Source organism: Mesorhizobium sp. M0292, assembly GCF_040321695.1.
In the GTDB taxonomy this organism is placed as follows: Bacteria; Pseudomonadota; Alphaproteobacteria; order Rhizobiales; family Rhizobiaceae; genus Mesorhizobium.
The window spans coordinates 199,536-220,538 of the sequence record NZ_JAMYSB010000011.1; the positions used below are offsets into that span (position 1 = coordinate 199,536).

General features: G+C 62.9%; 23 protein-coding genes. 5 read left to right on the forward strand and 18 right to left on the reverse strand.

The window, feature by feature from the left end:
- Positions 1–24: 24 nt before the first annotated feature.
- Positions 25–2,799 (reverse strand): DUF2339 domain-containing protein, encoded by a 2,775-nt coding sequence (locus tag NKI96_RS19100; RefSeq protein WP_352709939.1) that lies wholly within the window; start codon positions 2,797–2,799, stop codon positions 25–27.
- A 247-nt stretch (positions 2,800–3,046) separates the two neighbouring features.
- On the opposite strand from NKI96_RS19100, the gene NKI96_RS19105 reads away from it, so the two are divergent.
- On the forward strand, positions 3,047–3,511 hold the full coding sequence (locus NKI96_RS19105) for an NUDIX hydrolase (RefSeq protein ID WP_023670246.1): 465 nt from the start codon (positions 3,047–3,049) through the stop codon (positions 3,509–3,511).
- A gap of 101 nt (positions 3,512–3,612) precedes the next feature.
- Here NKI96_RS19105 and recO read toward each other — a convergent pair whose 3' ends face one another.
- From recO to rpoZ, 11 genes are all read right to left on the reverse strand, one after another.
- Positions 3,613–4,404, reverse strand: a complete 792-nt coding sequence (recO, locus tag NKI96_RS19110) for a DNA repair protein RecO (protein WP_023670245.1) — start codon at positions 4,402–4,404, stop codon at positions 3,613–3,615.
- Between the two features lie 102 nt (positions 4,405–4,506).
- The gene (locus NKI96_RS19115) at positions 4,507–5,400 is read right to left on the reverse strand and encodes an aminoglycoside phosphotransferase family protein (protein ID WP_023816807.1); all 894 of its coding nucleotides are present in this window, start codon (positions 5,398–5,400) and stop codon (positions 4,507–4,509) included.
- A gap of 45 nt (positions 5,401–5,445) precedes the next feature.
- Positions 5,446–6,372: a GTPase Era gene (era, locus tag NKI96_RS19120; protein WP_023670243.1), complete on the reverse strand. Its 927-nt coding sequence runs from the start codon at positions 6,370–6,372 to the stop codon at positions 5,446–5,448.
- Positions 6,369–7,085 (reverse strand): ribonuclease III, encoded by a 717-nt coding sequence (gene rnc, locus NKI96_RS19125; RefSeq protein ID WP_023692856.1) that lies wholly within the window; start codon positions 7,083–7,085, stop codon positions 6,369–6,371. The genes era and rnc overlap by 4 nt, the downstream gene beginning before the upstream one ends.
- A complete protein-coding gene (gene lepB, locus NKI96_RS19130; protein WP_023670241.1) occupies positions 7,085–7,834 on the reverse strand; it encodes a signal peptidase I in 750 nt (249 codons plus the stop codon). The genes rnc and lepB overlap by 1 nt, the downstream gene beginning before the upstream one ends.
- 90 nt (positions 7,835–7,924) lie before the next feature.
- A complete protein-coding gene (gene acpS, locus NKI96_RS19135) occupies positions 7,925–8,338 on the reverse strand; it encodes a holo-ACP synthase (protein ID WP_023670240.1) in 414 nt (137 codons plus the stop codon).
- Positions 8,335–8,919, reverse strand: coding sequence for a DUF2062 domain-containing protein (locus tag NKI96_RS19140; protein ID WP_023670239.1), 585 nt, complete (start codon positions 8,917–8,919; stop codon positions 8,335–8,337). Before NKI96_RS19140 ends, acpS begins: the two co-directional genes overlap by 4 nt.
- A 264-nt stretch (positions 8,920–9,183) precedes the next feature.
- Entirely contained in the window at positions 9,184–9,564 is a 381-nt protein-coding gene (locus NKI96_RS19145) for a VOC family protein (protein ID WP_023692854.1), read from the reverse strand.
- A gap of 11 nt (positions 9,565–9,575) precedes the next feature.
- Positions 9,576–10,154, reverse strand: a complete 579-nt coding sequence (gene pyrE / locus NKI96_RS19150) for an orotate phosphoribosyltransferase (protein WP_023687283.1) — start codon at positions 10,152–10,154, stop codon at positions 9,576–9,578.
- A gap of 134 nt (positions 10,155–10,288) precedes the next feature.
- Complete coding sequence (locus NKI96_RS19155) at positions 10,289–12,520, reverse strand: RelA/SpoT family protein (protein ID WP_023808030.1); 2,232 nt, start codon at positions 12,518–12,520, stop codon at positions 10,289–10,291.
- 127 nt (positions 12,521–12,647) lie between these two features.
- Positions 12,648–13,049 carry a DNA-directed RNA polymerase subunit omega gene (gene rpoZ / locus NKI96_RS19160; RefSeq protein WP_023670235.1) on the reverse strand — a complete coding sequence of 134 codons (402 nt, stop codon included), beginning with the start codon at positions 13,047–13,049 and terminating at the stop codon, positions 12,648–12,650.
- A 331-nt stretch (positions 13,050–13,380) separates the two neighbouring features.
- On the opposite strand from rpoZ, the gene NKI96_RS19165 reads away from it, so the two are divergent.
- Positions 13,381–13,962, forward strand: a complete 582-nt coding sequence (locus NKI96_RS19165) for a LabA-like NYN domain-containing protein (RefSeq protein ID WP_023670234.1) — start codon at positions 13,381–13,383, stop codon at positions 13,960–13,962.
- A complete protein-coding gene (locus tag NKI96_RS19170) occupies positions 13,959–14,624 on the forward strand; it encodes a uracil-DNA glycosylase (protein ID WP_352805608.1) in 666 nt (221 codons plus the stop codon). Before NKI96_RS19165 ends, NKI96_RS19170 begins: the two co-directional genes overlap by 4 nt.
- A gap of 10 nt (positions 14,625–14,634) precedes the next feature.
- Here NKI96_RS19170 and NKI96_RS19175 read toward each other — a convergent pair whose 3' ends face one another.
- Positions 14,635–15,648 carry a zinc-binding alcohol dehydrogenase family protein gene (locus NKI96_RS19175; RefSeq protein ID WP_352805611.1) on the reverse strand — a complete coding sequence of 338 codons (1,014 nt, stop codon included), beginning with the start codon at positions 15,646–15,648 and terminating at the stop codon, positions 14,635–14,637.
- 128 nt (positions 15,649–15,776) lie between these two features.
- Between NKI96_RS19175 and NKI96_RS19180 the strand changes: the two genes are divergently transcribed.
- Positions 15,777–16,136, forward strand: a complete 360-nt coding sequence (locus NKI96_RS19180) for a winged helix-turn-helix transcriptional regulator (protein ID WP_352805613.1) — start codon at positions 15,777–15,779, stop codon at positions 16,134–16,136.
- Positions 16,137–16,216: 80 nt separating this feature from the next.
- Here NKI96_RS19180 and NKI96_RS19185 read toward each other — a convergent pair whose 3' ends face one another.
- Both NKI96_RS19185 and NKI96_RS19190 read right to left on the reverse strand, forming a co-directional pair.
- On the reverse strand, positions 16,217–16,867 hold the full coding sequence (locus NKI96_RS19185; protein WP_352805615.1) for a response regulator: 651 nt from the start codon (positions 16,865–16,867) through the stop codon (positions 16,217–16,219).
- 190 nt (positions 16,868–17,057) lie between these two features.
- Positions 17,058–17,531 carry an Lrp/AsnC family transcriptional regulator gene (locus tag NKI96_RS19190; RefSeq protein WP_023705402.1) on the reverse strand — a complete coding sequence of 158 codons (474 nt, stop codon included), beginning with the start codon at positions 17,529–17,531 and terminating at the stop codon, positions 17,058–17,060.
- A gap of 153 nt (positions 17,532–17,684) precedes the next feature.
- On the opposite strand from NKI96_RS19190, the gene NKI96_RS19195 reads away from it, so the two are divergent.
- Positions 17,685–18,584, forward strand: a complete 900-nt coding sequence (locus tag NKI96_RS19195) for a DMT family transporter (protein ID WP_352805617.1) — start codon at positions 17,685–17,687, stop codon at positions 18,582–18,584.
- Between the two features lie 17 nt (positions 18,585–18,601).
- On the opposite strand, the gene NKI96_RS19200 is transcribed toward NKI96_RS19195, so the two are convergent.
- From NKI96_RS19200 to dapA, 3 genes are all read right to left on the reverse strand, one after another.
- On the reverse strand, positions 18,602–19,360 hold the full coding sequence (locus tag NKI96_RS19200) for a glycoside hydrolase family 25 protein (protein ID WP_352805619.1): 759 nt from the start codon (positions 19,358–19,360) through the stop codon (positions 18,602–18,604).
- An 82-nt stretch (positions 19,361–19,442) separates the two neighbouring features.
- Positions 19,443–19,922, reverse strand: a complete 480-nt coding sequence (smpB, locus tag NKI96_RS19205) for an SsrA-binding protein SmpB (protein WP_023687280.1) — start codon at positions 19,920–19,922, stop codon at positions 19,443–19,445.
- A gap of 25 nt (positions 19,923–19,947) precedes the next feature.
- Positions 19,948–20,829: a 4-hydroxy-tetrahydrodipicolinate synthase gene (gene dapA / locus NKI96_RS19210; RefSeq protein ID WP_023829055.1), complete on the reverse strand. Its 882-nt coding sequence runs from the start codon at positions 20,827–20,829 to the stop codon at positions 19,948–19,950.
- Between the last annotated feature and the right edge of the window lie 174 nt (positions 20,830–21,003).

Genomic DNA, 21,003 nt, shown 5'->3' on the forward strand with positions numbered 1-21,003 from the left:
ATATATTCCATCTCGTATATCACTTCAAGTTGCAGCGTTGGCCTCCCTCGCCGCCCGCGTCAGCAGCCGCTGGTAGAACAGGCCGATGCCGATCAGCACGGCGCCAAGACCGATGAAGGACAGCGCCCTGAGCACGCCTTCCAGTTCCGACATGTCGAACAGGAAGACTTTTACCACGGCAATCGCGATCAGCGCCGCCGAGGCGATGCGCAGCACCTGCGACTTCAGCCAGACGCCGGCGGTGAGCAGCACGACGCCAATGACCAGCCAGAGCGCCGAATAGGTGTAGGTCTCGAGCTGGCCGAGGCCGCTCCACAGGCCGATTAACTCGCCCTTGAACACGCGCCTGACCGACAGTGTGGCGTAGGCGAAGACAAGCAATGCCGCCACCACCGCCAGCATCTGCGCATACCATGGCGGCCGCTTGTCCCTGGCATAGAGCGCCAGCCCGCCGACAGCGATGGCCGGCAGGAGATAAGCCAGGAACAAGAGGTTGAACACCGGGATCTGGCCGGTCGATTCGTCGGTGAACAGCGGATTGAGCACCAGGAAATGCTGGAGGACGATGAAGGCGACCGAGAGCACGCCGGCAGCCATCGAGCCGTAGCGCAGCACAGAGCTTGGCGAGCGCATGTCGATGGCCACCAGTATCGCGCCGGCGCCGATGGCGATCAGCGTATAGATCGCCTGTTCGGCGAGCGTCACCGGACCGGTGTCGATGACGCCGCCATGCATGGCGTGGCGCACCAGCATGGCGACGGTGAGCAGCGCAAACAGGGCTGCACCCGCCTCCATCGCTAGGCGCGGCCGGCCATTACCAGCTGTTGGTAGTGCGGGGGTGGTACGCGCGAGTTGCCAGGCGGCAAAGCCGAAGGCTAGCGCCGGTACGCCGTATCCCGGCAGCAGCCAGTTGAACACCCGCGTCGTCGTCAGGAACTCGGCGCCGACGATGGTCGGATCGAAGGCGACGCGGCCCAGCACGGCAACGACCGCGCCGACCGAAATCCAGCCAAGCACCGGATAGCTGCGCCACCGCGTCGCCAGCGCCGGCACGATGGCGGCAACGCCGGCAAGAATGGTCGTCCAGCCGGATCCGAAGGCCATGTGCAGCATCAGCAGGCCGGCCAGAGCCGAGCCGCAAAGCGCGAAGGAGACGGCGATGTCGCCCTTGAGCGGCGGCTGTTCGGCGCGCGCGATCCATTCGCCACCGGCAGCGAAGACAACAACCAGAAGGGCAGCTATCTCTGCGTAGACAAGGTCGCGGTCGAGATTGCCGTAGGCAAGCCACAGCGTCAGCAGAATAAGCAGCGGCGCAGCGACGCCCCATGCCGCCCAGCATGCCGCGCGGACCCGTGCTGAGGCGGCGAAGCGGCGTGCGGCCCAGAAGCCGGCGCCGATGAAGACCAGGCCGAGGCCAATGCCGATGCGCAGCGTCAACGGATTTCCGGCCGCCACCGGCATGCCGTCAAAGCCGATATTCCCCTGGGTTATGTCGGAGCCGATGGTGGTGGGCGGAATGATGCCGAGATGGATCATCACGCTCACCACGCCGGCGGCATGCAGCAGCGGCAGCGCGCGCGGCCGGTAGAGTGCGGTGGCGACAAGGGCGACGAGGACGAAGGCGCCCGGCAAGGCGCCACCGGCGGCGACCAGCGTCGTGTCGACGGACAGGCCTAGCGCTGAAAACGCAACGAAAACGCCTGGCACGATCGAGGGCCAGTCGAAGCCGGTCTTCGCCGTCTCCGCTTCGCTGTCACGTGTGCCCAGCCAGACAAAGGCAAGCACCGCCAGCGTCACCGCGTCGATGAACAGGATGACGGCAAGGTCGGCGACTAGCGTGCTCATCATGTAGACGATGGTCCAGGCGCCGGTGCCGAAGAAGGCCGCCGCAATCAGGAATTTCCAGTCGCGAATGCGGGCGATCACGGCTGTAGCGGCAAGCACGATCGCCAGGTAGACGAACAGCGCCCATGGGTTGGGCGCCTGCGAGGACACAAGCGCCGGCGTCGCCATCGAGCCGACGAGACCGATGCCGGCCAGGGCCTGGCCGTGGACGAGGGCGGCGACAATGGTCGCCACGCCGATGGCGCCGAGCACGGTGAAGGCGAAGGCCGGCCCGACGAAACCGTAAATGGCATGCGCGGCATAGACCGTACCGAACAGGATGAAGGCGCCGGCAGCCGTCAGGATCGCCGGAATATAGGCGCCTGCAGCCCCTTGCACCGGCACCTTGAAGCCGGTGCGGCGGATGAACTCGCCGCCGCCGATCAGCACCAGGCCGAGCAGCGCCGCCAGGGACAGCCGCACTTCAGGGCCGAAAATGCCGGCCTCGATGGTGTAGCGGATCAGGAACAGGCCGCCCAGGGCCAGCGCGACGCCGCCGACCCAGACCGCCCAACGGGTGCCGAGCGCCGTTTCGACCTCTGACTGGCGGGCTGCCTTCGACGTGGCGGCAGGCGCGGATCCGGTGAATGCCGCCTTGGCCGCGGCCGACAGTTCTGGCACGGCCTCGCTGGTGGCCGCATCGGCTTCGGCGGCCGGTGCCTGGGCATGTGCCGCGTCTGCTGTTGTTGGCGAAGCTATGTCGGCAACTGGTGCGCTAGCGTGAGCGGCATCCGCCGGTGCGCTTGCAGCCTGCTCGGCCGGTTTGGCAACGGGCGGTGTCGCATGCACTCCGGACAGAACCAGGCTGCGCAGCGCTCCGAGCTCGCGCTCGATCAGACTGACGCGGCCCTGCTGGCGCAAGACGAGGACAAAAAGCACGATAACGACGACGGCGCCAATCAGGCTTTCAAACATGGCGGTTCCCCCAAACCAGGCCAGTTTTCACTGACAATTGCGGCGGCCACACGGCCACCCCAGACGGCTATTCAAGTCACGCCACCGCAATGGTGGCCGAAAAGAAGTTATCGAGCATGTTTCGTCGGCAAATTCCAGCGGCCTACGGTCTTTATCCTCACCCATCATCTGAGATAGCCAGGAATGGCATGCCGCCGCCACTTGCCCAGGAGCCATGCTATCCTCGGATGAACTACGAGGAAATCGAATGCCGAAACGAAGTGCAGGGCTGCTGATCCACCGGACAAGGGCCGGCATTCTCGAATTTCTGCTCGTCCATCCCGGCGGCCCGTTCTGGGCAAGGAAGGATGAAGGCGCTTGGTCGATCCCCAAGGGCCTCGTCGAGGACAATGAAGATGAGTTGGCTGCCGCCCGGCGCGAGGCTGGGGAAGAACTCGGAGTCAGCATCGATGGCGATTTCGAACCTGTCGGCAGCTATCGGCAAGCCGGCGGCAAGATCGTCATCGCCTGGAGTGTCGAAGCCGATTTCGATCCCGATGCCGTTAAAAGCAACATGTTCACGATGGAATGGCCGCCCAGGTCAGGCGTGACGAGGGAATTTCCCGAAATCGACAGGGCCGGCTGGTTTTCCTTCGCCGAGGCCAGCCTCAAGATCCTCGGCGGTCAGCGCGCCATCCTCGATGATTTCATGGAGCATCGCAAAGCCGGCTGAGGCTCTTGCCCTACGAGTACCCCCACCCTAACCCTCCCCACAAGGGGGAGGGAATGCTCCCGCATGCAGCTTTTGGTGTGAACCTGGACGGTTTGCGGAGGTCAGCACCCACCGAGTCTCCCTCCCCCTTCTGGCGCAGCGTCTGCCGTAAGGGCGGCCTTGCCGCCCGAATGATGCTTGCGCAAGGCGGCGAGGAAGCCGGCACGGGCATCGGGCTGTTCGATGCCGCGCGGCTCGTAGACATGGCGGGTGAAAAAGAAACCGGTCAGATGGAAGGCGTCCTCGAGTGCCGCGTGGTCCGCCCGCAAGCCGGAGCCGCGCCGCAGGAAGGCCGGCAGCGCCAGCATCTTGTCGCGCCATGGCGCGCCGGCCTGGCGCGAAACCGCGCGGCCGGATTTCGGCGAGACATAGGCCAGATCCTGCCTGGCGCCGGTCGCCGCGCACTGGCTGAGATCGAGGCCGAAGCCGAGTTCGTCGAGGATGAGCAGTTCGAAGCGCGCCACCAGTTCGCCGGCGGCATCCGAATCGTCCAGATGGGCGATCATCACGGCAAGCGTCTCATACAGGCCGCCATGGGCGTCGCGCTCCGGCAGGAGCCTGAGATGCGCGGCCATGGTCTGCAGGCCGTAGACGGCGACTGCGCTGTCCATCAACCGGGCGGCATTCATCTCGATCGCCTCGGCCTGGAAGGTGCCGAGATGCTCGTCGAGGCGTGCCCGCCACAAAAGGTCGACGCGGTTGCCGGGCTGCAGCACCGGCTGCTGCTTGCGCGAGCGCCCTCCGCGCACCAGGCCGAGATGGCGGCCATGCGCACGCGTCATTACCTCGAGAATGGCGCTGGTTTCGCCATGCTTGCGGGTGCCGAGTATGATTCCCTCGTCGCGCCATTCCATGGCAGGAGCTTGTCACCGGTTGCTTGGCTAAATCAAGGTTTTGGCGCGCCGCGTGCGATCTGTGCTGACATTGGATCCCCACACATCGTCGAAAGGCTCTGATCACGCGAATTCCCGGTGATCGGCCAGGACGTCGTCGATGACGCGGCGCGATCGTTCCGCCTCGGCCTGGTTGGCGTCGTGTCCGGCAACGGTGATCAGCGCTTTCCACAGCGTCCAGCCGCGGCCGCGCGCCCAGGTCGCTTCATCGACGTCGATGGCAGCCCGGAATGCCTCCCGGCTCTCGCCCTGGAAGAATGTCCAGGCGATCGCCAGGTCGCAAGAGGGATCGCCGATGCCTGAGGTGCCGAAGTCGATGATGGCGCTCAAACGGCCGTTTTGGACCAGAAGGTTGCCCCAGGCGACGTCGCCGTGAAACCAGACGGGCGACCCTTGCCAGGTGGCGGCAAGGGCCGCATCCCAGACAGCGGTGGCCGCCTGGGTGTCGATCTGCCCCTCCAGCGCCTGGAGTGCTTCCCTTGTCTGGTTGTCATACACGCTCGGCGATCCGCCGCGGAAGAAATTGTGCTGGCCCGCGGGCGGCCCGCCCGCCGGATCGATCCGCCGGAGCGCAATGAGGAACTTGGCCAGATCGACCGCGAACTGTGGGCGATCGGCGATTTCGGCGGTCTTGGCTGTTTCGCCGTCGATCCAGCGGTAGACGGACCATTGCCAGGGGTAGTCCTCCCCAGGCTCGCCCATCGCCAGTGGAACCGGGATCGGCAGCGGCAGAAGCGGCGCCAGCCTGGGCAGCCAGCGGTGCTCTTTTTCGACCTGCAAGGCATATGGTGCGGCACTCGGCAGCCGCAGAGTCATATCATTGCCGAGGTGGAAGGTTCGGTTGTCCCAACCGCCAAACGTCACCGGGCTCACCGGCAGATGCCGCCATTGCGGAAACTGCGCGTTGACCAGCCGGCGCACGAGATCGGTATCGATGGTCGGTTTTGGATCAGGCATGTCATCGTCTCAAACTGCCGGAGCGGCATTTCTAGACGATGAAGCTCAATGGGGAAACTCAAGCCCCATCTCACGGTAGCGTTCGGGGTCGTCGCCCCAGTTTTCACGCACTTTGACGAACAAGAACAGGTGCACTTTCTGCTCGAGAATGCCGGCTATTTCCATGCGCGCCGACTGGCCGATGGCGCGGATGGTCTCGCCCTTGTGGCCGAGCACGATCTTCTTCTGGCTGTCGCGCTCGACATAGATGGTCTGGTCGATGCGCACCGAGCCGTCCGGTTTCTCTTCCCATTTCTCGGTCTCGATATGCGAGGAATAGGGCAACTCCTGATGCAGCCGCAGATACAGCTTCTCGCGGGTGATCTCGGCGGCCAGTTGGCGCATCGGCAGGTCCGAGATCTGGTCTTCCGGATAGTACCAGGGGCCGACCGGCAGCGCTTGCGCGAGATAGTCGAGCAAATCCTTGCAGCCGGAGCCGGTCAGCGCCGAGACCATGAAGGTGCGCTTGAACGGCACCTTTTCGTTTGCTGCCGCGGCCAGGGCCAGCAGCGCCTCGTGCTTGACCCGGTCGACCTTGTTGAGGATCAGCACCATCGGCTGGCGGACGTCCTTCAGCCGCTCGAGGATGGCGTCGGCGTCACCCCTGATGCCGCGCTCGGCATCGATCAGCAGAAGCACGATATCGGCGTCCTTGGCGCCACCCCAGGCGGTGGTCACCATCGCGGTGTCGAGCCGGCGCTTCGGCTTGAAGATGCCGGGCGTATCGACAAAGACGATCTGCGCGTTGTCATGCGTGGCGATGCCGCGCACGATGGCGCGGGTGGTCTGCACCTTGTGGGTGACGATCGACACCTTGGCGCCGACCAGTTGGTTGACCAGCGTCGACTTGCCGGCATTGGGCGCCCCAATCAGGGCAACGAAGCCGGAATGCGTGGCCTCCGCTGCCGGAGGGAGATCTTCGCTGCCGGTCACGCCGCACTCCCTTGGTTGGCCCAGATGCCCTCGCGCATAAGAAACGCCGATGCCGCCGCTTCTTCGGCTGCGCGGCGAGAGCCGCCCGTGCCGCTTGCCGGCGCAAAACCGCCGACCTTCACGGACACCGTGAAAACCGGTTGATGTTCAGGTCCCTCGCGTTTCTCGATCGCGTATTCGGGCCTGACATCGCTGGTCTTGGCGATCCATTCCTGCAGGTCGGATTTCGGATTGGGCGGCTTGGCCACCACCTTTTGCGAGCGCGGCTCCCAGTAACGCAGGACGAATTGCCTTGCGGCATCGAGGCCGCCGTCGATATAGACCGCCGCGATCAGCGCCTCGACCGCATCCGCCAGATAGTTTCCGCCCGAGCCGCGCGAGCGCGCCTTCAAGGCAGCGTCGGCCCGAACCAGATCTTCGAGCTGCATTTCAATGCCGATCTCGGAGCATGTCCGCGCATCGACCAGGGCATTGAAGCGCGGGGCGATTTCACCTTCCGGCGCTTCAGGAAACTTTTCGAAAAGCAGGTCGGCAACGATCAGGCCGAGCACGCGGTCGCCAAGGAATTCGAGGCGCTGGTTGTTGCTGCTTGCCTTGACCGCACTGGAATGGGTCAGCGCGGTCTCGAGCAAACGGACATCCCGGAAGGAATGGCCGGTTTTGGCTGTCACCAAATCGGCCAGAGTTTCACCCGTCGGGCGCTTCAAAGCCATCAATTCACGAAATGGAACAGGCGCGACAGGCGCACCAGCGACGGCCATTTCCAGATCTCGAGCGGGCTCGCCTTCCCGGCGATCGAGAAGAAGACGATGTTAGCGCGGCCGACAAGGTTCTCCGCCGGCACGTAGCCGACGCTGAGGCGGCTGTCGGAGGAGTTGTCGCGGTTGTCGCCCATCATGAAATAGTTGCCGGGGGGCACGACGAACTCGCGGGTGTTGTCGGTGATCGAATTCGGTGTCAGGTCGAGCGTGTCGTAGCTGACGCCGTTGGGCAGGGTCTCGCGATAGACGTCGACCGGCTCAGGCACTTCCGTGATATCAGGATTTTGGATCTGGCCGGTTTTCACACGAGGCACGCCCTGGCCGTTGATGAACAATTGGCCGTCCTTCATCTGGATCTTGTCGCCGGGCAGGCCGACGACGCGCTTGATGTAGTCGAGCGACGGATCCGGCGGGAACTTGAAGACCACCACGTCGCCGCGCTTCGGATCGGAACCCCAGATGCGGCCGGAAAAGATGTCGGGGCCGAATGGCAGCGAATAACGCGAGAAGCCATAGGACCATTTGGTGACGAACAGATAGTCGCCTTCGAGCAAGGTCGGCCGCATAGAGCCGGACGGGATCGAGAAGGGCTGGAACAGCAAGGTGCGGATGACCATGGCCAGCAGCAAAGCCTGGATGATGACGCTGACGATTTCGCCAAGCCCGCCGGATTTCTTCTCGGATTTTTCAGCCACGCTCATGTCGTCCTCGATTGTGCGTTGGATGGTATAGAGTCTCGGCGCGCGCTGGGCAACGTCAAGTCGGCGTTAGATAGCGGTCGTCTGATGCAATCAATGTGGCGCTTGTTCGGCGGGCAACGCCTCGATGATCACAAAGGCTTGAGCAAGCGGGAAATCATCGGTGATTGTGAGGTGGATCGCCGCTCTGTGCCCCTGTGGCAGGATTTTGGCCAGCCGTGCCGCCGCTCCCCCGGTCAGCGCCATCGTCGGCGCGCCGCTGGGCAGGTTGGCGACCCCCATGTCGCGCCAGAACACGCCCTGCGCCAGGCCGGTGCCAAGCGCCTTGGCGCAGGCCTCCTTGGCGGCGAAGCGCTTGGCATAGGAGGCTGCGCGGCCCTTGCGGCCTTCCGAGCGGACCTGTTCGACCTCGGTGTAGATGCGCTGGATGAAGCGCTGACCATGCCGTTCCAGCGACTTTTCGATGCGTCTGATGTCGATCAGGTCGCTGCCGATGCCGATGATCATTCCGCCGGAACTTCCCGTCCGCGGTGCCCGGCCTTATGCGCCCGCTCTGCCATGCGCTTCCTGCGCTGCTCGCGAAAGGCTGTCATCCCCCAGCGGGTGATACCGTAGAAGATCAGCCCGAAGATCAGGCCGAGCGGCACAGCGCCGATCAGCATCGGCTCGAGCACCGGATGCCACAGTTTTGCAAACGACAGCGTGTGCATCATCTCACCAAGATGCGCAGGCGGTCCGTTCTTGGGCAGGCGTTCATGCAGGATCAGCTTGCCGACTTCCCAGGACGCTCCCCACAGCAGCGGGAAAGTCAGCGGATTGCCGAAGAATACCGCGCCGAGGGCGGCGGCCACCAGATTGCCGGCGACCACCCAGCAGAGCACGGCGGCGACGGCAAAATGGAAGCCGAGCGGAAAGAAGGAGGCGAAAACGCCGGCCGCGACGCCGGCCGCGACTGCATGCGGTGTCGCCTTCAGCCGCAGGATGCGCTTGGAGAAATATTGCAACGAACGCGAAAACGAGCGGCGCGGCCACAGATAGGTACGCACCCGCTCCAGAATGCCATCAGGCTTTCGGCGTCGAAAAAGCACTCTGTTCCAGTTCCCGGTTCATCACGCCCAAATTGCAACCATCCCTGGCCGGGCGCGGTCGCTCCATCTTGCGCTTCGAGGGCGCAGAAAGGCAACAACGACTTTGATATAGCGACTGCCTTGCGGCGGAACAATGAAACGCCGCCGCGATGGTCTGCCGCAGGCGGGTAACAAGAGCGCCATTGGGGCGAAACTGAGGACAATATCGATGAAAGCTCCCCGACGACGGCAAGGCCCGCGCGAGACGACGCCGAGGCGGGTAGATTATTCCCGATATTCGCTGACTTCGACCAAATTGCTGTCCGGATCGCGGAAATAGACCGACATCATCTTACCGCGGGCGCCGGTGCGCTCGACCGGACCGACTTCGATGGCAACGCCATTGGCTTCCAGACGGGCGCAAATCTCGGCAAGCGGCCTTGCGGCGACCAGGCAGAAATCGCCGGACCCAGGCATCGGCACCTTGGCCTTGGGCTCAAAGGTGCGGCCCACCTGATGCAGATTGATCTTCTGCGATCCGAACAGCAACGCCGTCGGCCGGTTCGGCTCGTCGAGGCGCTTGAGGCCAAGCACCCGCTGGTAGAAGGCGCAGCTGTCCTCCACAGAGCGGACCGTCAGCACGAAATGATCGATGCCGGCGATCATGGTGATGTCCCCTAGATGTTGCGGCTTCCTGGCTTAACGGCGGGAATGGCGGCAAGTTCCGGCGGCAGGCGGTCGGCGGGATAGGCCGGCACCTCATATTCGGCAAGCGCGATCAGCGGCACGCCGACATTGGTCTTGCCGGCCGAGCGGTCGATGATGCAGGCCGCCGCCACGACCTCTGCGCCAATCGCGCGCAGGCAGTCGATGGTTTCGCGGATCGAAAGACCAGTGGTGACGATGTCCTCGACGATGACGACGCGCGATCCCGGCGCGATCTCGAAGCGGCGCAGCCTGAACTCGCCGCCTTCGCGCTCCACCCAGATTGCTGGCACACCGAGATGGCGCGACGTCTCATAGGCCGGGATCAGGCCGCCGATCGCCGGGCCGACGACGTAGTCGATCTTGCCCGGCACCGCCTTGCGGATCTTTTCGGCCAGCGCCTTGCAAAGCCGCTCGGTCTTGTCGGCATGCATGAAGACGCGCGCCTTCTGCAGGAAGACCGGGCTGCGCAGACCCGACGTCAGGATGAAATGTCCCTCCAGAACAGCGCCCGCCTCGCGGAAAATGCCCAGCACCTCGTCGGTGTTCATTGTTTGCTCCATGCCCATGGTGAATGGTGAATGGTGAATGGCAGCGAGCACCTTCCTTCACTATTCACTATTCACTATTCACTATTCACTATTCCCTATTCCCTATTCCCTATTCCCTATTCCCTATTCCCTATTCACCCATTCACACGCCGCGCATCGCTGACGCTCGAATTATCCTTGAGCTGCGACAGCAGCCGGTTGAGGTGCTTCAGATCCCAGACTTCGAGATCGATCAGCATTTCGGTGAAGTCGGGCGCGGTGCGCACCATCGACAGCGTATGAATGTTGGCGTCGTTGGAGGCAACGACCTGGGCGATGTCGGCGAGCGAGCCCGGCGCGTTGATGGCGGTGACCGAGACGCGCGCCGGAAAGCGCTCCTTGGTCTGCTCGTCAATGTCCCAGCGCACGTCGATCCAGCGCTCCGGCTGGTCGTCGAAGGCCTGCAGCGCCGGTGACTGGATGGGATAGATGGTGATGCCGGTGCCCGGCTGGACAATGCCGACGATGCGGTCGCCTGGCACGGCCCCTTCCGGCGCGAAACGCACCGGCAGGTCGCCGCGCACGCCGCGGATCGGCACCGCGCCATCGCGCGGCTGGTCCTTGTCCTTGCGCGCGGCTCGTGTGCCGGGCATCTGGAACAGCATGCCGGCGGCGTTGCGGATCTTCGACCAGCCCTCCTCGCGCTGCTTGGGGGCGCTGACGGTGACGCGCTCGTCCTTGTAGTCTGGGAAGACGGCCTTCATGACGTCGGTCGAGGCGAGTTCGCCGCGCCCGACCGAGGCCAGCACATCCTCGATGTCCTTGCGCGCCAGCCGGTGCAGCACCGGCTTCAGGCTTTCCTTGGTGAAGGTCTTCCCGGCGCGTTCGAAGGCGCGCTCGAGAATGCGGGCACCAAGACCTGAATATTGCTTGCGAATGGCGTTCTTGGTGGCGCGGCGGATGGCTGAACGCGCCTTGCCGGTGACCACCACCGACTCCCAGGCCGCCGGCGGCACTTGCGCCTTGGAGCGGATGATCTCGACCTCGTCGCCGTTCTTCAGTTCCGTCATCAGCGGCATGATGCGGCCGTTGACCTTGGCACCGACGCAGGTGTCGCCGACATCGGTGTGCACGGCATAGGCGAAGTCGATGGGCGTGGCGCCGCGCGGCAGCGCAATCAGCATGCCTTTCGGCGTGAAGCAGAATACCTGGTCCTGGAACAGCTCCAGCTTGGTATTTTCGAGAAAGTCTTCCGGGTTGTCGCCTTCTGCCAGTTGCTCGATGGTGCGCCGCAGCCAGGCATAGGCGTTGGTCTCCTTCGAGATCGCATGGGCGGCACCGTTCGTCTTGCCGCCGGTGTCCTTGTAGATCGAATGGGCGGCGACGCCATATTCGGCGATCTTGTTCATCTCGCGGGTGCGGATCTGCAATTCGACGCGCTGGCGCGATGGGCCGACAATGGTGGTGTGGATCGAACGGTAGTCGTTCTGCTTGGGCGTAGAAATGTAATCCTTGAAGCGGCCAGGCACCATCGACCATGTGGTGTGAATGGCGCCGAGCGCGCGGTAACAGTCTTCGACGCTGTCGACGACGACGCGGAACCCGAAGATGTCCGAGAGCTGCTCGAAGGACAGCGCCTTGGCCTCCATCTTGCGGAACACCGACCACGGCTTCTTCTGCCGGCTCTTCACCCCGGCATTGATGGCATGCTTCTCGAACAGCGCCGACAGCGCCTTTTCGATGTCGGTCAGCACACCCTTGTTGCGCTCGAATATCTCGGCAAGCCGCGCGGTGACGGCGCGGAAGGCTTCCGGATTGATGAAGCGGAAGGCGATCTCTTCCAGCTCCTCACGCATGCCTTGCATGCCCATGCGCCCGGCCAGCGGCGCGTAGATGTCCATCGTCTCCTCGGCGATGCGCAGGCGCTTGGCCTCGGGCATGTGGTCGAGGGTGCGCATGTTGTGCAAACGGTCGGCGAGCTTGACCAGCAGAACGCGGACATCCTCCGAGATGGCCAGCAACAGCTTGCGCAGGTTTTCTGCCTGCTCGGCCTTCTTGGAGACGAGATCGAGCTTCTTCAGTTTGGTCAGGCCTTCGACCAGCTTGCCCATTTCGGGGCCGAACAGATCGTCAATCTCGGCCCTCGTCGCGGTGGTGTCCTCGATCGTGTCGTGCAGCAAGGCGACAGCGATCGTCGCCTCATCCATGTGCATTTCGGTGAGGATGGCGGCGACTTCGAGCGGATGCGAGAAATAGGGATCGCCGGAAGCGCGCTTCTGGTGGCCATGCTTCTGCATGGCGTAGACATAGGCCTTGTTGAGCAACGCCTCATTGACGTCAGGCTTGTAGCGCGCAACGCGCTCGACAAGCTCATACTGACGCATCATGGGCGGGTTCTCACGGTGCTGAAATGATTGATGCGCCGCACTGATGTACGGCGCATCTCATAGATAGCCACGAAACACACGAGACGGAAGTGCCGGAACCATATTCCCGGCAGGTCCAGGGCAGCGATTAGTAGTCGTCGCTCTTTTCCGGGGGAACCAGGCCCTCGATGCCGGCCAAAAGGTCTTCCTCGGTCATGCGATCGAAGGTGACGTTTTCTTCCGCGTCGTCGGCGTCGGTAGCTGCAACTGCGTTGCCGGTCTGGTCGGCGATCGCCTCGCCGTCGGCCTCGGGCTCGTCAACCTCGACATGCTTCTGCAGCGAGTGGATCAGATCTTCCTTGAGGTCGTCGGGCGACAGCGTCTCGTCGGCGATCTCGCGCAGCGCCACGACCGGGTTCTTGTCGTTGTCGCGCGGCACGGTGATCGGCGCGCCCTGGCTGATCTGGCGGGCGCGATGGCCGGCAAGCAGCACGAGCTCGAAGCGGTTGTCGACCTTGTCGATGCAGTCTTCAACGGTTACGCGGGCCATTGATTGCCCCTTTCATGCCTGGATTTGATGGAAAACAGGCGCGGTCCATAACCCGAACGCCGCCAAAATACAAGCATTATGGCTCTGTGGCCCCATGGGCTGGCGAATGCCAGCTTCTGGCGCCGCTGAATGCCTTGCCGGCGAAGCCCGCCTACCGGGCGACGACACGGCTCCGATCACAATTGCTTGCAGTGCGCCCCGGCACCCTTGGATTGCCGTAAAACCGGCGCTATCTCGGTTGACGAAAGGTCAGCCGGTTTATTTACGAGCCGAGCGATATAAACGACCCATTTCGATTAGTCCGCCACCTATTTCGAAAAAGGAATATTGCATGTTCGACCCCCGTGAAAAAATCGCTCTTTTCATAGACGGCGCCAATCTCTACGCCACCTCGCGCGCACTCGGCTTCGACATAGACTACCGCAAACTGCTGTCCAGCTTCCAGAAGCGCGGCTATTTGCTGCGGGCCTATTACTACACCGCTCTGGTCGAGGATCAGGAATACTCTTCGATCCGTCCCCTGATCGACTGGCTCGACTATAATGGCTTCAAGGTGGTGACCAAGCCGGCCAAGGAGTTCACCGACTCGACCGGCCGCCGCAAGATCAAGGGCAATATGGACATCGAACTGACCGTCGATGCGCTCGAACTTGCCGATGTTGTCGACCACTATGTCATCTTCTCCGGCGACGGCGACTTCCGCACACTGGTCGAAGCGCTGCAGCGGCGCGGCCGCAAGGTCTCGATCGTCTCCACCATGGCCTCGCAACCACCGATGATCTCGGACGATCTGCGCCGCCAGGCCGACCATTTCATCGATTTGACCTCGCTGAAGAACGAGGTCGGCCGCGATCCCTCCGAACGGCCGGTGCGCAGGCCCGAGCCGGCCGAAGTCGAAGAGGAAGACTATTGACGGCGGCGGCCTTGGACGCCGCTCCCGAACCCGACCGCGACTGCCCGCTCTGCCCGCGCCTGCATGATTTCATCGCAGACTGGCGGCAGCGCGAGCCGTCGTGGTTCAATGCGCCGGTGCCGACTTTCCTGCCGCCTGATGGCGAGGACGCCGTCGAGCTGCTGATCGTCGGGCTGGCGCCCGGCCTGCGCGGCGCCAACCGCACCGGGCGACCGTTCACCGGCGACTATGCCGGCGACCTGCTCTACTCAACGATGATCGCTCACGGTCTTGCCCGCGGCGAGTTCAAGGCGCGGCCGGATGACGGGCTCGAACTGATCGGCACCGCGATCACCAATGCGGTGCGCTGCGTGCCGCCGGAGAACAAGCCGGTCGGCGCCGAGATCGCCACTTGCCGCAGCTTTCTGGTGCCGACGATCGCGCGCTTTCCAAAATTGCGCGCCGTGCTGGCGCTGGGCTCGATCGCCCACCAGTCGACCGTCAGGGCGCTCGGTCAGCGCGTCGCTGCCTATCCGTTCAAGCACGGCGGTCGGTTGCCGGCCGGCGGCGTCACGCTGTTTTCCAGTTATCATTGCTCGCGCTACAACACCAACACTGGGGTGCTGACCGAAGCGATGTTCGTCAAGGTATTCAGCGAGATCGCGTCGTTCCTGCGGAATTAGACGCTGCCTCTCAAAATCCCTCGAGCACGATCTTGCCCTTGGCCTTGCCGGTCTCGATCAGCGCATGGGCGCGCTTCAGATTGGCGGCATTGATTGGGCCGAACGTCTCGCCCAGCGTGGTGCGGATGGTGCCGGCGTCGACAAGGCGCGCCAGTTCGTTGAGATGTTCGCCCTGCGCGGCCATATCAGGCGTTTCATACAGCGAGCGGGTGAACATCAGCTCCCAATGGACCGAGACGCTCTTGCGCTTGAACGGATTGATGTCGAGCTTCTGGGGGTCGTCGATCAAGCCGAAACGGCCCTGCGGTGCGATCAGTTCGACGATCTCGGCCAGGTGTTTGTCGGTGTTGGTGGTCGAGAAAACAAAGGCCGGTGCGCCGATGCCGAGGGCCGCAACCTGGGCGGCGAGCGGCCTGGAATGATCGATGACATGATGGGCGCCAAGGCCGAGCACCCAGTCGCGGGTTTCGGGCCGCGATGCGGTGGCGATCACCGTCAGATCGGTCAGCTGGCGCGCAAGCTGAACCGCAATCGAGCCGACGCCGCCGGCGCCGCCGATAATCAGGATGGCGTTTGCCGCACCGATGACAGGCTTCTTCACGTCAAGGCGGTCGAACAGCGCCTCAAAGGCGGTGATCGCCGTCAGCGGTAATGCCGCCGCCTCGGCGTAGTGGAGCGCACTCGGCTTGCGGCCGACAAGGCGCTCGTCGACAAGGTGGAACTCGGCATTGGTGCCTTGCAGCGGCAGTGCACCGGAATAGAAGACGTCGTCGCCTGTTTTGAACAGGCTGGCGTCCGAACCCGTGGCGGCGACCCGGCCGGCGGCGTCCCAACCAAGCACGCGCCAGCTTCCGGCTTCGGGTTTGGCGCTTTTCCGTATCTTGGTGTCGACCGGATTGACCGAGACCGCCTTCACCTCGACCAGCAATTGACGGCCTTTCGGCTCCGGCTTGGGCAGGTCGATGTCGACAAGGGATGCCTCATCGGTGATGGGGGCTGGGATCTGATAGCCGACGGCGCGCATTCTGGTTTCTCCGCAATTGCTGTTGAGCGTTGGTGCTGTTGAGCGTTGTGTGGGGGAGAGATGCGGCTTATGCTCGCGCAGCGCAAGAATGCACATATAAAGCACATAGTGTCGAAAAGGATACCGTCATGCCGCGCGTCCGCCATGAGCGATTCGATTGCAGCCCCGGCTGCACCGTGGAAGGAACGCTGCGCTATATCGACGGCAAATGGAAAGGCGTCGTGCTCTACCATCTGTTGGAAGGCACGATGCGCTTCAACGAGATCCGCCGGCGCATCCCGAACTGCACGCAGCGCATGCTGACCAACCAGCTGCGCGAGTTGGAGATGGATGGGCTGATTGCCCGCAAGGTCTATGCGCAGGTGCCGCCGAAGGTGGAGTACAGCCTGACGCCGCGCGGGCGAAGCCTGGAGCCGGTGATCGCCGCGCTGAAAGTCTGGGGCGATGCGAATGTGACGCTGGCGCCGGAGGTTTCCCAGGCGGCTTGAAGCCTCGGCTGTGACGCTGAGACCGAGTTTGGTGACCCGTGGTTGTATCTACGCCGCCAGCCGACGAATTACAGCTTTTGTTACCATCTCGAAAGCTCCTGAGCATTGTTGGTGGATCCCTGGCCGCCATGGTCGAGCGCCTCCTGTTTGTGCTCCGGTGCGTTAGACCCCGCATAGAAAAACAATGGGGTCTGGTCGCCTTGGGATCGGGCGCGATCGAGCAGAGCATAGCCTTCTCGGGGACCTTCCTTGCGCCCCATCTCAGAAATAATCGCCGCGTATCTAGCAGCAGACAGCCTTTCAAAGGCCTCTTCGGTTGAAAGTGCTAATGTGAAACGCAGCCCCAATGCCTCAAGCGCTTGGCGTTCATGGGTGTTGTTTTCTGGCCTATCGTCGACCCAGAGAATACTGTTTCTCCACCCATCGTCGTTTATCGCGACAGCTGCACCAGTAGTCCCGGTTACCTTGCGGAGGCCTGCTTCCGACGTTTGCGCATTGCCCTTTGCGTATAGCGAGGTCAGCCAAATAAGAACAAACAGAACGAGAACAGGAAATAAAACCAAAAAATAGGCTATTGGTATTCTCTCGACTTCGGTGAATGAGGTCGCGAATATGGCAACGACCGACGCGAACCCATAGACCACCACAGTAAAAATCGCGACAATTGCCCCTATCTCATTTCCGGCTGATAACTTAGCCGCAATCCTAGATTTCGCTGCCTGGTCGCTCATTTTGCACCTGCCCCTATTCCCCATTCGAACATAGGCAATTTCAACGAGATACTCAAACTGGGCGCGAGGAGGATTCTTCTCAATGAGCGCAGCCAGCGCTGCCGTATGGCGACCTTCTCGACATAGGCTTCATCCGCCTCATCGGTCAGGTGGACGATCGCAGCCTTGCCGAAGTGGCTTCGACCGGCCCTCACACCGGCAGCAGCGCGTCCGGCTTCACGTCCGATATCGACGCATAGGTGTGCGTTTCCCTGACACCCGGCAGCGGCAGGATCACGCGCTTCAAAAAATCCTGATAGGCGGCCATTTCCGAAATGCGCGCTTTCACCAGATAGTCGAAGCCGCCCACGACCATATGGCACTCCAGCACTTCGGGGGCCTTTGCTACCGCTTCGGCGAAACGGTCGAACACATGCGGCGCCGCCTGGTCGAGCCTGACTTCGATGAAGACGAGCGTGCCGCGGCCGATCTTTTGCGGATTGAGCACGGCCCGGACCGCGGTGATGAAACCCTCACGGAAAAGGCGCTTCACGCGCTGGCTGGTGCCGGTCGGCGACAGGCCGACACGGGCTGCTAGGTCAAGCGTCGTGCGACGCCCGTCCTCCTGCAGCAACCGAAGCAGGCTGCGATCGATGGCGTCGAGCTGATCGGATTCATGATTCACGTTTGCAGCGCCCATATCGCGTGACTTTCACTTCCACATTGCGGAAATAGCATATTTTGACGCACCATTTTCGACAATAGGCTGCGTTTTCAACGAAAGCCGTCTGGAGGAAGTACCCTTCCGCTGGCAGGATCGAGCGGGACAAGAATGCGCGTGACAGAGGACCGAAACACGAAGCCGGCAATCCTTGCTGGCCTGGCCATGATCGGCATCTACGCCGTGCAGTTCGTCGCCGCCCGCTTCAGCCTGCGGGAACATCTGACCGCGACCGATTTGGCAACGTTGCGCTTTGCCGGCGCCGGCATGGTCATGCTGCTGGTCGTCTGGAGAAACGGCCGGGCGACTGGCAAGGCATTGGGCTGGAGGCGTGCCTTGACGCTGGCGGCACTGGCCGGACTGCCCTACCCTATCATCATCAATTGGGGACTGACCTATGCGCCGGCAGCGCATGGTGCCGCACTTTGCCCTGCCTCGATCGTGTTCTTCTCATTCGTGCTGTCGCGCATCGCCACGAGGGAGCAAACCTCGCGCCAGCAAACCATCGGCGTCGCCGCCATCATCGCCGGGCTGATCCTGTTCATTGCGCCAGCGCACACCGGTGGCGGTATGAAGGATGTCTTCTCCGGTGATCTGCTGTTCATCGCATCGGGCGCGATGTTTGCCGCCTATGCCGTTCTCGTGCGGCGCTGGCGCGTCGATCCGGTTGCGGCGACCGCAACGGTGGTGCTGCTGTCATGCGTGCCGCTGCCGTTGCTCTATTTCTTTGCCCCAAGCGGCCTCCGCGCGGCATCAGTGGCCGAGATTGCCAGCCAGATCGTCATTCAAGGGTTTTTGGCAGGTGCGGCCGCCATGTTCCTGTACACCTATATCGTCCGGCAGCTGGGGTCGCAGGCGGCATCGCTGTTCATGCCATGCGTGCCGATCGCAACCGTGCTGATCGCGATGACGGTGCTCGGCGAGACGCCGACCCGCGCCCAGTTCGCCGCCATACTGATCATGGCCGCGGGGATGGCTTTTTCGGCTCTTTCCAGGCCTGTTCCCAAGCCTGCGTAAGACTGCGGATGCCAAACTCAAGGCCAGATGATTCGTTCAGGCGATGGAGGCTTTTGCGAAGAGAGCGATGCGGGCGCAGCAAATAGCTCGGCCAGCGTTTGCTGCCCACCCTGCAGGACGTTGAGATCGACATCGCCCTCGATCCCGTCGACACGGCCCATATTGTGGTACTGCCAGTAAATCCAGCCGTCCTCGCTCGGCTTGAACGCCAGCGAGCGCAGCCAGCGCTGCCGCACAGCCATCTGTCCGGCATAGGCGTCCTCAGCCTCGTCGGTCAGGTAGATGATCGCCGGCTTGCCGAACGCAGCTTCAACCGGTCCGAGGAAGGCCTGGAGTTCCGCGCTCAGCTGCTCCGGCGACGGGCGTTGCGGGCAGTTGCCGCCGAATTCGATGTCGACGACCGGCGGCAGCAGCGGCTGGTCGTGCGGCACCACCGCGATGAAATTTTTCGCCTGGTCGGCGCCCGGCCGGCAGAAGGTGAAGAAGTGATAGGCGCCGACGGCGAGGCCGGCCGCGCGCGCCTCGCGCAGATTCTTGGCGAAGGCATCGTCGACATGGTCGCCGCCCTCGGTCGCCTTGATGACCGCGAAGGCGACATCGTCGGCGGCAACGCGCCGCCAGTCGATCTCACCCTGATGATGGGAAACGTCGATACCCCTGACCGGATAGCTGTCACGATCCGGCGAGAACGTCCGGAAATAGAAGATGCCACCTGCGGCGACGATGCCGGCGAAGACCAGACTGGCCGCACCCCAGAGGATGATCCGGTTCTTCAAGCCTTCCCCCGTCGTGTTTTGCTGTTGCAGCTGTTCGAAACTTGAAAGCCGATGTCTGGCTTTTCTGGGGCTGCCTGAGATTCTAGCCGCGTTCCTTCATGAGCCGGCCCTTTTCGCGCGACCAGTCGCGCTGCTTTTCGCTCTCGCGCTTGTCGTGCAGTTTCTTGCCGCGGCCGACGGCGAGCAGCAGCTTGGCACGGCCCTGGTCGTTGAAGTAGATTTTCAGCGGCACCAGCGTCATGCCTTCGCGGTCGATGCTCTGCGCCAGTTTTGCCATCTCGCGCTTGTTGAGCAGCAGCTTGCGGCGCCGCCTGGGCTCGTGGTTGAAGCGGTTGGCCTGCAGATATTCCGGCAGATAGGAGTTGATCAGCCAGATCTCGCCGCCCTCGACCGAGGCGTAGCTGTCCTGGATGTTGGCCTGACCCTGGCGCAACGACTTGACCTCGGTGCCGGTCAGCACAAGGCCGGCCTCGACCGTGTCGAGCACCTCATAGGAAAACCGCGCCTTGCGGTTTTCCGCAACGGTCTTGTTGTTGGGATCGGCTTTTCTGACCTGGTTCATGATGCGGAGAGGTGGCGCCTCATCCTTAATTTATCAAGCCGGCGTGTTTCATCGCCGCGTCGATCTTCTCGGCGGTCGACGCCTCGATGGTCACCAGCGGCGAGCGCACCACGTTCTCGACCTTGCCAATTTTCGACAGCGCGTATTTGACGCCGCACAGGCCGGGCTCGAGGAAGATCGCCTTGTGCAGCGGCAGCAGACGGTCCTGCAATTCCAGCGCCTTGGCGCTGTCACCGGACAGTGTGGCTTCCTGGAATTCGGCGCACAGCCGCGGCGCGACATTCGACGTCACCGAGATGCAGCCGACACCGCCATGAGCGTTGAAGCCGAGGGCAGAGGCATCCTCACCTGAAAGCTGGATGAAATCCTTGCCGCAGGTGGCGCGCTGTTCGGACACGCGCTCGACCTTGCCGGTGGCATCCTTGACGCCGACGATGTTCTGGAAGTCGTGCGCCAGCCTGCCCATCGTCTCCGGCATCATGTCGATCACCGAGCGCGGCGGGATGTTGTAGATGATGATCGGCAGCTTGGTCGCCCTGGCGACAGCGGCGAAATGCTCGTACAAGCCGCGCTGTGTTGGCTTGTTGTAATAAGGCGTGACGACCAGAGCGGCATCGGCGCCCGCCTGCTCGGCATATTGCACCAGACCGACCGCTTCCGCGGTGTTGTTGGAGCCGGCGCCGGCGACGACCGGAGCGCGGCCCTTGGCCACATCGATGCAGACCTTGACGACATGGCGATGCTCGTCATGCGACAGCGTCGGCGACTCACCGGTGGTGCCGACCGGGACGAGGCCCGTCGTGCCCTCGCCAAGTTGCCATTCGACGAAAGCGCGAAAGGCTTTCTCGTCGAAACGTCCGCTCTTTTCGAACGGCGTCACGAGCGCAGTAAGCGAGCCTCTCAGCATGTCGTCCAACTCCTTGGGACTTGTTTGTTTATGCATGTCGTCGTCCCAAAACCGGTTCCCGCTTTTGGGCGACTGCATCGGGCGCCTTCTAGCCGAAAGCGAAGCCGCGCACCATAGTCTCGACACTGTTGCGCGGCAAGCATGCCGATGGTGCCAGCAAGCGCAATTCGAACG